This window comes from Pseudobdellovibrionaceae bacterium (assembly GCA_019637875.1).
Lineage (GTDB): Bacteria > Bdellovibrionota > Bdellovibrionia > Bdellovibrionales > Bdellovibrionaceae > JAHBUW01.
Genome location: JAHBUW010000013.1, coordinates 120,011 through 132,480, shown reverse-complemented (window position 1 = coordinate 132,480; position 12,470 = coordinate 120,011). Strand labels below are relative to the sequence as shown.

Annotated in this window: 14 protein-coding genes; 12 read left to right on the top strand and 2 right to left on the bottom strand. The window is 56.9% G+C overall.

From position 1 onward, the window contains the following. Nucleotides 1–346, bottom strand: a 346-nt coding sequence (locus tag KF767_15845; GenBank protein MBX3019359.1) for a hypothetical protein, incomplete at its 3' end; no start/stop codon positions are given. A 158-nt stretch (nt 347–504) separates the two neighbouring features. Here KF767_15845 and galU point away from each other — a divergent pair. The 5 genes from galU to KF767_15820 are packed head-to-tail and all read left to right on the top strand — an operon-like array spanning nt 505 to nt 6,350. After that, entirely contained in the window at nt 505–1,389 is an 885-nt protein-coding gene (galU, locus tag KF767_15840; GenBank protein ID MBX3019358.1) for a UTP--glucose-1-phosphate uridylyltransferase GalU, read from the top strand. Continuing rightward, entirely contained in the window at nt 1,386–2,246 is an 861-nt protein-coding gene (locus KF767_15835; protein MBX3019357.1) for a hypothetical protein, read from the top strand. Before galU ends, KF767_15835 begins: the two co-directional genes overlap by 4 nt. Beyond that, nucleotides 2,243–4,273, top strand: a complete 2,031-nt coding sequence (gene priA, locus KF767_15830; GenBank protein MBX3019356.1) for a primosomal protein N' — start codon at nt 2,243–2,245, stop codon at nt 4,271–4,273. Before KF767_15835 ends, priA begins: the two co-directional genes overlap by 4 nt. Nucleotides 4,274–4,286: 13 nt before the next feature. After that, on the top strand, nt 4,287–5,162 hold the full coding sequence (locus tag KF767_15825; protein ID MBX3019355.1) for a hypothetical protein: 876 nt from the start codon (nt 4,287–4,289) through the stop codon (nt 5,160–5,162). A 36-nt stretch (nt 5,163–5,198) separates the two neighbouring features. Continuing rightward, nucleotides 5,199–6,350, top strand: coding sequence for an NAD(P)-binding protein (locus KF767_15820; GenBank protein MBX3019354.1), 1,152 nt, complete (start codon nt 5,199–5,201; stop codon nt 6,348–6,350). 5 nt (nt 6,351–6,355) lie between these two features. On the opposite strand, the gene KF767_15815 is transcribed toward KF767_15820, so the two are convergent. Beyond that, nucleotides 6,356–6,868, bottom strand: a complete 513-nt coding sequence (locus tag KF767_15815) for a GNAT family N-acetyltransferase (protein MBX3019353.1) — start codon at nt 6,866–6,868, stop codon at nt 6,356–6,358. A gap of 69 nt (nt 6,869–6,937) precedes the next feature. Between KF767_15815 and KF767_15810 the strand changes: the two genes are divergently transcribed. The 7 genes from KF767_15810 (at nt 6,938) to KF767_15780 (ending at nt 12,456) form a co-directional block, all read left to right on the top strand. Continuing rightward, nucleotides 6,938–7,351 (top strand): hypothetical protein, encoded by a 414-nt coding sequence (locus KF767_15810; protein MBX3019352.1) that lies wholly within the window; start codon nt 6,938–6,940, stop codon nt 7,349–7,351. Between the two features lie 257 nt (nt 7,352–7,608). Further along, nucleotides 7,609–8,577 carry a 30S ribosomal protein S2 gene (gene rpsB, locus KF767_15805; protein ID MBX3019351.1) on the top strand — a complete coding sequence of 323 codons (969 nt, stop codon included), beginning with the start codon at nt 7,609–7,611 and terminating at the stop codon, nt 8,575–8,577. Further along, entirely contained in the window at nt 8,574–9,488 is a 915-nt protein-coding gene (locus KF767_15800; GenBank protein MBX3019350.1) for an elongation factor Ts, read from the top strand. Before rpsB ends, KF767_15800 begins: the two co-directional genes overlap by 4 nt. 71 nt (nt 9,489–9,559) lie before the next feature. Next, entirely contained in the window at nt 9,560–10,270 is a 711-nt protein-coding gene (pyrH, locus tag KF767_15795; GenBank protein ID MBX3019349.1) for a UMP kinase, read from the top strand. Between the two features lie 41 nt (nt 10,271–10,311). Then, a complete protein-coding gene (gene frr, locus KF767_15790; GenBank protein MBX3019348.1) occupies nt 10,312–10,869 on the top strand; it encodes a ribosome recycling factor in 558 nt (185 codons plus the stop codon). 23 nt (nt 10,870–10,892) lie between these two features. Continuing rightward, nucleotides 10,893–11,636, top strand: coding sequence for an isoprenyl transferase (locus KF767_15785; GenBank protein MBX3019347.1), 744 nt, complete (start codon nt 10,893–10,895; stop codon nt 11,634–11,636). Further along, a complete protein-coding gene (locus tag KF767_15780) occupies nt 11,596–12,456 on the top strand; it encodes a phosphatidate cytidylyltransferase (protein ID MBX3019346.1) in 861 nt (286 codons plus the stop codon). Before KF767_15785 ends, KF767_15780 begins: the two co-directional genes overlap by 41 nt. Nucleotides 12,457–12,470: the final 14 nt, after the last annotated feature.

The window sequence follows — 12,470 nt, the reverse complement described above, 5'->3', positions numbered from 1 at the left end:
TCGCCCCAAAGGCGTTGAAGCGCGCGGCGAGCGACGTGTTGTCATAGGCACCCACACGAATGGTGAAGAACGGCGTATCGACATCCTCGGCACTGGCGTTGGGATCACGCGTGGCCGGGCAGGTCATGTAAGCGACTTGGTTGATGTTGATATCGAAGGGGAACGGAGCGGCCTTGAACTTCTTCTGATCGGGGGACTCTGCCAACAGCGAGCTCATGTCTTCGCCATCCATGCCGGCTTTCCCGCAGTTCTGGAAGAACACGAGCAAAACGCCCATGCCGAGCACCAGACCGATGCTGGGCCAATGGATCCGATTGAACAGCCGATTGAGCCGTGGTTTCCCCATGAATAACCCCTCGTGTCTCAGGCTAACAGAATTGACAAGTTGCCGCAAATTTCCCCAAAGCCCAAGCCGCGACAGTCTCGTTCTGAGACAAAACTGGACCGCTGCTAGTCAGGTCATTCTCTTGTCTGCGCCGCTCGAAAATGAGAAGACTGAGACCTATGTCTCAAAAAGTGAAAAAAGCCATTGTTCCCGCCGCGGGTCTCGGAACCCGCTTCCTTCCGGCAACCAAAACGGTGCCCAAGGAAATGCTGACCATCGTCGACGCGCCCATCATCCTTTACGTCGTCGAAGAAGCGATCCAAGCGGGTATCGAAGACATCATCTTGATTCAGGGTCGCGGGAAAACCGCGATCGAAGATTTTTTCGACTACTCCTACGAACTCGAAGACAAATTGGTGAAGGATAACAAAGAACATCTGCTCGACCGCGTCCGTCGCGTACGCGACCAGGTGAACATCATCAGCATCCGGCAAAAACAACCGCTGGGTCTGGGCCACGCGGTTCTTTGCGGCGAGCCCATCGTCGGCAACAGTCCTTTCGCGGTTTTGCTCGGCGACGAAATCATGATCAGCGAATCGGCCGCGGAAAACACGACCTCGCGCCTGTGTCGGTCATTTGAAGAGACTAAGGCATCGGTCGTCGCCGTCATGGAAGTCGAAAAAAGCCAGGTCAGCAAATACGGGATCGCCGACGTCAAGGCGGATCGCCCCGGTCTTTTCAAAGTGAACGGCTTCGTGGAAAAACCCAAACCCGAAGAAGCCCCCAGTCGTTGGGCGCTCCCGGGCCGTTACGTTTTCGAATCGCGAATCTTCGAGGACCTCCGCACCGCTAAACCCGGCGTGCTTGGTGAAATCCAGCTGACCGATTCGATGAATCGTCTGGCGAAAAATCACGCCTTTTATGCATCCACGTTCACGGCCCGTCGCTACGATGCGGGCGACAAGCTCGGCTACTTGATGGCGAACATCGAGCTCGCGCTGAAAAACCCCGAACTCTCACAAGAGCTGTCTGCGGCTCTTAAAACTTTGGTGCCGACACTATGAAAAATCTTTTGCTGAGCGCCGTTTTAATTTCGCTTTCGACTTTCGCGCAGGCCGCGATTCCACGCGCCTCGTTCATCGTCGGTAAACTCGCCGGCAACGCCGGTTCGGGCACGTACACCATCGAACAAGATGTCCATTTCTCGACGCAAAACTCGCAGCTGACCCTGAAAGAACAGTGGTTGATTTCGACCGATGGACAGATGCGCTTGACGGTGCGCCCGGCACGCGATGCCGCCGATCAAGTGAGAATTCAATTCGTCTACGCCAACGGCCAAAAGTCGTCCCTCACCCAGCGCGGAAAAACGTCCGGCGCCCAAGGCGAGGAGTTCGCCGAAAAGTTCTTCCACACGCGCAGCCGCGACGTTCTTTTCAGCATGTTCAGCAACTTGAAAATCCTGCCCGCCGCTTATCGCGACAGTAAAGTCACACGCTCGGGAAAGGAATTCGTGTATCCCGCCGAGCCCCTGAATCGCCTGACCCGCATCGCCGGCAGCATCGCGTACACGTTCGGCCAGCCGGCGGAATCGGAAAACGATATGCACCCGATGGCTTGGATCGAGCAGGACGTGTTCCACCTGCGGAAATTACGTTTCCCCTCGGGCACCACCATGACCGCGGACCGCTACGGCTCTTACGCGCGCGACCTCGCCTTCCCGAAAATGCGTCAAATCGTCTGGGGCGATCGTGGAAATACGAAGGCCGTCACCATCCAGGTCAGCAAGGTTTCGGGACTCCCCACCGTGAAAAACGACAAGCGTTTCCAAGCGGCGGGGCTTGAGTTCAATTCACAGATCGCCGGCCTCACCGATCCCGAGATGCAAAAATTGGTTGAGGAGTTTTACGGTAGGTTCAGATGACGGAGGGACTTTGGCGGGTCGCCGTCGACGTCCCCTTGCCGGAAGCCCTGACCTACAAGGCCCCCACCGATCCGCCCATCCGCTGGGCCCGCGGCATGCGCGTGCACCTGCCATTGGGGAAAAGGAAAGCGTCGGGTGTTTTGCTCGGCCCCACGGATGTCGCGCCGACCGAATTCACGATCAAAGAACTGACGGGGCTTGACGACGAATACCCGATCTTGCCCGAAGCTTTTCTGCGTTGGCTGGAGTGGCTCGCGCAATATTACCTGCATCCCGTCGGCCAAGTCTGCGAACTTGCCTATCCTCCATTGCGGCAAACCGCGCGTACCCGGGGATCGCAAAAAGGCGACGTCGTACCGGACGTTCCGCTGAAGGAAAAATTCAAACTCAACGACGCCCAAGCCACGGCGGTGGACGCGATCTCGAGCCAGCCGGGCTTCGGTGCGCATTTACTTTTCGGGGTCACGGGATCGGGCAAGACCGAGGTTTACCTCGAACTTCTGGAACGCACCTTGGCGGCGGGCAAAAGCGGTCTTTTCCTCGTGCCCGAGATCGCGCTGACCCCGCAGCTGTTGCGCCGGTTTTCGGAACGTTTCGGTCAAAAGATCGCGGTGATTCACTCTCAATTGACCGATCGCGAGCGCACCGAACAGTGGTGGTCCATTCAACGCGGCGAAAAGAAAATCTTGATGGGCGCGCGCTCGGCCATCTTTTGTCCCGTTCCCGATTTGGGCTTGGTCGTCGTCGACGAAGAGCACGAACCGAGCTTCAAACAAGAAGAGAAGTTGAAATACCACGGGCGCGACGCCGCGATCATGCTGGCGAAAGAATTCCACTGCCCCGTCGTTCTGGGTTCCGCGACGCCTTCTTTGGAAAGTTGGAAGAACGCCCTCGAAAACAAATTCGTTTTGCACCGTCTACCCAGCCGCGTGGGCGACCAGCCCCTGCCCCACGTCGAAATTTTGGATCTACGCCAAGACGAGGCGAAAGAGGGAAAGGCCGACGGCGTCCCCTTCTGGATGACCGATCGCCTGCACCACCACCTGACGACGGTGCTCGAAGCCGGTCAGCAAGCGGCGCTTTTTCTGAACCGACGCGGTTACTCCGCCTCGGTCGTGTGTCAAAGCTGCGGCACCACCGTCGAATGCCCGAACTGCGACATCTCGCTGACCCTGCACGGAAAGCGCAACTTGGTCTGCCACTACTGCAACTACGATCAAAGCTACACCGAAGAGTGCCCCGCCTGTCAGGGTGATTTGAAGCCGCTGGGCCTCGGGACCGAGCAGGTCGAAGAAGACCTGCGGCGCCTGTTTCCGCAAGCCCGCGTCGCCCGCGCGGATCGCGATGAAATCCAAAGCCGCGAAGACTTCGAAAATATGGTGCGCGCGATGGAAGCGCGCGAAATCGATATTTTGGTGGGCACGCAAATGATCGCGAAAGGTCTCGACTTCCCGGGACTCAAATTCGCGGGCTTGGTGCTCGCCGATGTGGGCTTCAACCTTCCCGACTTCCGCTCGACGGAAAGAAGTTTCCAGCTCATGACCCAAATGTCGGGACGCGCGGGTCGGCATGGCGCCACCGCCGAAGACCCCGGACGGGTTTTGATCCAAACCTACAACCCCGATCACCTGAGCCTGACGCACGCCCCGCGCGGCGACTATGAAGGTTTCGCCGAGGCCGAACTTCGCCAACGTGAGGCTCTTGGTTATCCCCCTTACGGCCGCCTGGCGGTCTTGCGAATTCAAAGCCTGCATCAAGACCGCGTGTGGGCCGCCGGCGAAACCATTCGCGGCTGGATCGAACGTGGGCTCCAACAGCGCGGTATCGATCAAAGTCTCGTCGAGATTTTGGGGCCTGCCGAAGCCCCATTGGCGCGCATTCGTCGGCAGTACCGGATCCACATGCTGCTAAAGTCCGGCAACGCGAAGCTTTTGCGCTGGCTGTGCGAAAATGTGCTCGCCGGCAAGGACAAACTCCCCGCCGGAGTGAAGGTCGCCGTCGACATTGACCCCCTCAACCTTCTTTAGCCACAATAGATGAATGCAGAAGTGTCCGCGCTGCGGGACGGAAGTCGACAGCTTACAAAACCTGGATCCCAAAGTCCGGGAACAACTCGTGCAACGTGCGAACGAGGACATCCCGAGTTCCATCTGCATCAGCTGTTACCGTAATCTGACGTCGGGCGATGTGCCCGCGTTGCACAACAACGCGCCCCCCAAGAAACCGGGCTCGGCCCTGATCGCGGCCGAAAAAGCGAAAGAGCAAAAAAAGCTGATGCTCTGGAAAAGCCGGGTCAATCTGATCAAACGCGCACGCGCCCTGATGAGCGAACGCGCTTTTTCGGAAGCGGCCGTCACCTACGAAAAATATCTCAAAGTGATGGAAGTCGTCTTCGACGCGAAAACGGGCGAGCTGAATCCCGAACAGTTCAAAGACTCCGCGCGCACGCAAGAGCTGACCGTGGTCGCCTCGGTGTACTGGGACCTTCTGCGGATCTATGATACGAATGACAAATACAGCGAGCGTCAGTCCTTGGCCGCCCGGAAACTCGCGCAGTTTCTGAAGTTCACTCCACTTTACGCGGATGTGATGAAGCGAGCGGAAAGTTTCGCGAAAACCGCGAAGAATCCCGGACCGGTGAAGTCTTTCATCAAAGCCGCTTCCGAGACGAAGGGTCGCTGCTTCATCGCGACCGCCGCCTTCGACGACAGCGAAGCGCCCGAAGTCCGCGCACTCCGCGCGTGGCGCGACGAAGTCCTCGCGAAAAACGCACTCGGACTCGGCTTCATTTCGTTCTACGAAAGCTTTTCTCCACCGATTGCGCGTTGGCTTGATCGTCATCCTCGCGTCAAGCCCGCGACTCAGCGGATTCTAAGGGCATTCGCTCACAAAATCCGCCGCCACGGCGAATTTTGACTTGCCAAGGTCCCGCCCCATTTGACCAGATGAGCTATGACCAAGACCTCCGCTGCCGACAAAAGGCACTATGACTTTATCGTGATCGGCGCCGGCTTGTCCGGACTTGCCGTCGCCCGCCGACTTTCACTTGAAAATGCACGCGTGCTTTTGCTCGAAGGCCAAGACAATACCGGTGGCACCCACCGTCCCGTCGAAAATCTGGGACGCCAAATGCACAACGGTTTGCGTTTGCTGCCCGACAATCCTGAAACCCGCGAAGCGCTGGATTTTCTGGCGGGCATCGTACCCGGTGACTTCGAACTCGCGCAGGTCGACTCCGCCGCGCTCAACTACGACAACGGAAACTTGAAGCCCTTCGTCGGTTTCGGTGACCACCCGCCCGCTTTTCTGCACCAGATCGCCGGTTATTTGACCGAACACCGTCTGCTCACGAAACCCGCCGCCTGGGATTGGCCCGCGCTCCTCACGGAAAACGCGGATTTCGAAATCATGACCAAATCCTATGTCACTCGCTTCAACGTGAAAGAGGGACAAGTCGAGTCGGTCACCGTGAACGGACAAAAAGAATACACCGCGGACCAGTACATTTTCGCGGGTTCGACTTCGCTGCTGAAAACCCTCATCCCGCAAGACGAGTGGACGACGAAGCTGAAAGCGAAGTTCTCGAAACTGAAGTTCTGGACGCAAGTGGGTCTTGATCTTCACCACGAGAAAGAATTTTTCGCGGGATCGAACGTTTTGCTTCTCGACGGAACAACGAAAGACGATCTCGGCCCTTGCTTGGGCATCACCCATACGCACGACGGCGTGACCGTTTCGCAGTGGATGAGCTTCCTCGAAGATGACGAGGCCGAAGATTCCGAAATCTTGGGTCAAGCGCTGAAGAAAATCCGTCGCCAAATCAAGCGCGCGTTCCCCGAAGCTTTGGAGAACTTGCAGTTCGAACGCATCTGCGTGTTCCCCTCGATGTCGGCCACGTTGCCTTCGCCCGGCTTCCTGCCCGAGTTCGCGAACTTGCACTACGCGAACGGCCAGCTCAATGCGCACCAAGGCTTGGTCGGCAGCTTACAGCAGGCTCGGCACGTGCTGATGCAGCTGGGCTTCGGCGCGGCTCCTTCGCGCAAGCCCGAACGCGCGGAAGCCGCACCGGTCGCGGAAACTCCGCAGCCCGAAGCGACGTTGTAGCCCTTCTACTTTACGAGTTTTTCCATAACGACGAATTCGAGATGCGGAACTTTGGGTAAACCAAAGGCCGCATCCGCCATCGGGAACGGGCGCGTTTCACCCGTCCGTTGATAACCGCGACGTTCGTACCAGGCGATCAATTCGTCGCGAACGCTGATCACGGTCATTTCGATCTTTTCGACTTTCCATTCGGCCACGGCCCAAGCCTCCGCCTGCGCGAGCATCTCGCGACCCCAGCCCCCATTCTGACGCTCCGGATTCACGGTGAGCATCCCCAGGTACGCCAGGTCTCCATGACGCTCAAGCAGCACGCACGCCTCGAGCGATCCGTCCTCATGGGGCCAGACCAAAACTTTGGTGTCTTTGGAGTTCGCGGTGGCGGCCGCCAGCGAGGTCGCCTTGGCCTCGTCAATACGTTGGCCTCCCAAAAGATGGGATTCGGTGGTCCACCCTTTTTCAGAGCTTTCACCGCGGTAAGCAGAGTTGACGAGAGTGGTCAGAGCGGCGGCCTCCGTCATTTTCAAGAGACGGGGCGCGGGTAGGGTTTGGCGTGACATTCCCCTGGTGTTAGCGCAAAAACCCGGGGCATGAAAGCACTCCTCCTTGGTCTGAGTCTCGTCGTCCTTACCGCCATGGGCGGAACCCTCTATTACTTCTTCCAACACGCGGAGGACTACCAGGCCGCTTCCGCCGAGCGGATGAAAGAAGCCGTCCTCAAAAAGGGTGAAATCGCCGTCACGGCGGCTCCCGAGCAGACCTGGAGCTTTTCGAACGACCCTGAAGCTTGGAACTTCGAAGTGAAGGGAGGACTTCTCGAAGTCCGCCCGCCCACTCCCGAGCCGCTTCCCGAGCTGCAAGCCGGTCAAAATATTCAAGATCTGCCCGAATGGACGACGGTTCAAAAGGGCTTGGTCGAAGAGATCAAAGGACGCCTTTATATCGATTCGAAGTCGACGGCGAAACTCGAGATCCTGCCCCCCGTTCCCCGCGTCGCCCGCTAGGCTGCTGTTGGCTCGCGCCAACGCCCAGATTAACGCGCTGAGTCTTCCTCGGGGACAGGGTTCACAAGACCCCCTCCCCGTGTTAGCCCTACCCCCAACTAAAACGCACTCTGTGGATAACACTGGTGGCTGCGGCTCCTGCAATTCGGCGGAAACCAAAGCTTGTGAAACCTGATTCAAGTGAGTTCTCGAAACGCTCACCGTCCGTCAGGTCCCTGTCCCAGAGGAGGCATAACCAGAAAAGGAAGCGAGAACCCATGGCACAAGTGACCATGAAAGAGATGCTTGATGCTGGCGTCCACTTCGGACACCAGACTCAACGCTGGAACCCCAAGATGAAGAACTTCGTGTACACAGCACGCGGAGGAATTCACATCATCGACCTGCAGAAAACCGTTGTTCGTGCGAACAAAGCTGCAGAGTACGTCAAAGAAGTCGCCGCGAGCGGTGGCAAAATGATCTTCGTCGGAACCAAGAAGCAAGCGATCGAGCCGATCCAAGAAGCGGCTCAACGTTGCGGTCAGTTCTACGTCACTAAGCGCTGGCTGGGTGGCATGATGACGAACTTCGAAACCATTCGCCAATCGATCGAGCGCCTGCGCCGTATCGACCAAATGAAAGAAAAAGGCGAGTTCGAGTTCTTCACCAAAAAAGAACGCGCGAAGCTCGATAAAGAATATCTCCGTCTGAATGAATACCTCGTCGGTATCAAAGACATGAAAGAAGCTCCCGCGTGCATGTTCGTCGTCGATCTGCCGAAAGAGCACATCGCCGTCGCGGAAGCACAACGCTTGAACATCCCCGTCGTCGCGATCGCGGATACCAACTCGGATCCCGAAGCGATCGAATACCCGATCCCCGGCAACGACGATGCGATCCGTTCGATCAAATTGTTCTCGAACTTGATGGCTGAGGCGTACCTGGAAGGTGCGGCCGAGTACCAATCGAAAATCCGCACTTCGACCGACAAAGGTTCGGAAGAAGTCTTCGATAAAGACGCAGCGGCTGCTTCGGAAAAACCCCGTCGCCGCACTCCCTCGCGTCCTGAAAAAGTCGCTCCCGCAGCGGCGGCCGCTCCGAAAGCGGATTCCGCTGGTCCCGCCGTTGTTAAGGTCAACAAAGGCCGTAAACTGGTTGCCGCAGGTATGGCTGAAAAAATCGAGATCGAAGCCGAACTCGAACAGCCCAAGACTGAAGAAGAAACTCCCGAAGGAGACAACACATGAGCGTAACCGCTGCACAAGTTCGCGATCTGCGCGAAAAGACATCGGCTGGTATGCTCGACTGCAAAAAAGCTCTCGAAGAGACCAAAGGGGACTTCGAAGCTGCGGTTGAATGGCTCCGTAAAAAAGGTTTGGCTTCGGCTTCGAAGAAGTCGGACCGCCTGGCTTCGGAAGGTATGGTCGTCGCGACGGTCGTCGGTAAAACCGGCGTCCTCGTCGAAGTGAACTCGGAAACCGATTTCGTCGCGAAGAACGACATGTTCAAAGCCTTCGTCGCGGAAGTGGCGAACCTGATCGCGACCACGAATCCTCCTCCGGCGGACGTGGACGCACTCACGAACGCGAAGCTGAAATCGGGTCAAACCGTCGGCGAAGCGCTGAAAGAGTCGATCGCGAAGATCGGTGAAAACCTCGTTCTGCGTCGCTTCGTTCGTTACGATTCGACCGGCTTGACCCACACCTACATCCACGGCGACGGCAAAATCGGCGTGGTGGTGGATCTTGAAACCGCGAAGGGCGGCGATGACGTTCGCACTCTGGCGAATGACATCTGCCTGCACATCGCGGCGATGAACCCCCAAGCGATGACCGCGGACCAAATCCCCGCGGAACTCGTCGCGAAGGAAAAAGAGATCCTGAAAGCGAAAGCGATCGAGCAAGGCAAAAAGCCCGAAATGCTGGATAAGATCATCGAAGGTCAAATCCGCAAGTTCCTGGCGGAAAGCAGCCTGACCGAACAAGCGTTCGTGAAGAACCCCGACCTGAAAGTGAAAGACTATATCGCGGAAGTCGGCAAGAAGACTGGCGATAACGTCCAACTGAAGCGCTACACCCGTTTCGAACTGGGTGAAGGTCTTCAGAAAAAGGCGAATAACTTCGCCGAAGAAGTCGCAGCGCAAGCTCGCGGCCACTAAGTTTTTGAAACCGCGCGTGGGCTTCCCGCGCGCGGTCGTTTTTCCCTTCCGTCCCAACCGAGGAACTCCCTTTGAAACTCGCATACAGTCGCATTCTTCTGAAATTGAGTGGTGAGGCCCTTGGCGGCGCTTCCGGTAGCGGGATCAACACGACGACCATCAAACAAATCGCGGGCGATGTGGCGGAAGCCTATCGGGCCGGCGTCCAGATGGGGATCGTGATCGGCGGTGGCAACATCTTCCGCGGTGTCGCGGCTTCGGCCGAGGGCATGGACCGCGCCAGCTCCGACTACATGGGAATGCTCGCGACCGTGATCAACGCGCTCGCGCTACAAGATGCTCTTGAAAAAGAAAACGTTCCCACGCGCGTACAAACCGCGATCCAAATGGCCGAAATTGCCGAGCCCTACATCCGTCGTCGGGCGATGCGCCACTTGGAAAAAAACCGTGTCGTGATCTTCGGCGCGGGCACCGGCAATCCCTACTTCACGACCGATACCGCCGCCGCTTTGCGGGCGATGGAAATCAACGCGCAAGTCTTGATGAAGGCGACAAAGGTCGACGGCATCTACGACAAGGACCCCGTGAAGCACGCGGACGCGGTGAAATTCGACAAGATTTCGTACATCGACGTCTTGAATCGCGGATTGAAGGTGATGGACATGACGGCGGTCAGCCTCTGCATGGACAACAAACTTCCGATCCTGAGTTTTGATCTGAATAACAAAGGTAATATCTTGCGTGCCGTTCAGGGTGAAACCATCGGCACCTTGGTTATTTAACTGGTGATCTAGGATATTTTCCTCTGCAACAAGGAGCCTTTATGTTGAGTGACGTGAAAACCAGAGCCCAAGCGCAAATGACCAAAGCGATCGATGCTTTGCAAAACGAACTCAAAAAAGTTCGTACCGGTCGTGCGCAAGTTTCGATGCTCGATAATATCAAAGTGAACTACTACGGTAACGCGACTCCGTTGAACCAAGTCGCGGCGATCTCGTGCCCTGACGCGAAAAGCTTTCTGATCGCGCCCTGGGAAGCTTCGGTCTTGAAAGAGATCGAGCAGTCGATCGTGAAGAGCGACATCGGCATGACTCCCATGAACGACGGGAAAGTCATCCGCTTGAAAGTTCCCGACCTTACTGAAGAGCGCCGTAAAGACCTCGTGAAACAGGTCAAAAAAATCGTGGAAGAAACGCGCGTCGCGGTTCGTATGGCCCGTCGTGATGCCAACGAAGAAGTGAAAAAGGCTTTGAAAGACAAGCTCACCAGCGAAGACGAAGCGAAGAAACTCGAGACCGACATCCAGAAGATGACCGACGACAACATCAAAAAAGTCGACGGCATCGCGGAGGAAAAGGAAAAGAGCATCTTGACTCTGTAAGGGGTCAGGATTGCAATTGACCCATGTCAGCATCTTCGACCGACCGCGATCCCATACATATTGGAATCATCATGGACGGCAATGGGCGTTGGGCCCAGCTGCGCGGTCGTCCCCGTACGTTCGGACATATCAAAGGCGCCCGGGTGGCGAAGAAAATCATCACCCGTTGCGCCGAAGAAGGCATCGGCGCACTGACGCTTTTCGCCTTCAGCACCGAGAATTGGCTGCGCCCGCAGCTTGAAGTCTCTTTCCTGATGTCCCTTCTGAAACGTTATCTGGATCGCGAATCGGATACCCTCGTGAAAGAGAACATCCAGTTCTCGATGATCGGCGAACCCGACCGGGTCCCCGCGGATCTGATGAAAATCATCCGTGAGACCGAAGCCCGCACCGCGAACAACACGGGTCTGAAATTGATCTTCGCGCTGAACTACGGCTCACGAAACGAAATCACCGAAGCGGTGAAGCGGATCGCGACAAGGGTCGCCGCGGGCCAAATCGAACCCGCCCAGATCACCGAAACCCTGATTTCGGAAAACCTGCAGACCGCAAAACTGCGCGATCCCGATCTCATCATCCGCACCAGCGGTGAGTCGCGCCTTTCGAATTTCCTGCTCTGGCAGGCGGCCTATTCGGAGTTTTACTTTTCGCCGGTGTTGTGGCCTGATTTCACGGCCGAGCATCTGATGGAGGCCCTGGCGGATTTTAATCTTCGTGAAAGGCGTTATGGCCGCGTCGCTGCCAACAACAGACAAGTCGAAGCTTAAGAACCTCGCGATTCGCGCCGCGTCCGCAATCGTCGCCCTCGTCGTCCTTTCTGTTTCCGTTTATTTCTATCATATCGATGCGTTAAGGGTCTTCACGATCGGCGCTGTTCTACTCGGCACGCGGGAACTCGTCCGCATCCTCTTCCTGCCGGAAGAATCACTGCTGATCAAATCGCTGTTTTTCCTGATGGTCATCTTCGTGTTCGTGACCACCTCGCTTTCGCTCCCTTATTCCGCGCTCGCGTTTTCGCTGGTCTCGATTCTATTCTTCAGTAGCGCGCTTTGGCTGCAACATCGCTTTCGCTCGATCACGGCCCTCAGCGTCTTTCAGGCGAAGGGCATTCTAGGATTTCTCTACATGGGCCTTCTGCCCGGCTTCACGGTCAACATCACGCATCTGCAATACGGTTACGGTTGGTTTCTGGGAATGCTCGGTTTCGTTTTTGCCGGTGACACTCTCGCGTATCTTTCCGGAATGCTGCTTGGCCGCACGCCACTCATGCCCGCGATTTCCCCGAAGAAGACCGTCGAGGGCGCTTTAGGCGGACTGATCGGCTCCGTTCTCGCCGGCGTGGCGCTTCTGCAGTTCTATCCCCAATTTCCCACGTGGCCGGTCCTCACTTTGGCGGCGCTCACTGGACTGGCGGGACAAATGGGAGATCTCTTCGAATCGCTCTTGAAACGGGTCGCCAACAAAAAAGATTCGGGGCGTCTCATGCCTGGACACGGCGGCGTGTTGGACCGCATCGATGGCGTCCTTTTCGCCTCACCGGTGATGCTTGCCGGCGCCATTTTAATTGAGCTCTCGCTCGCTTCCTAGACGCCCCGACTCGA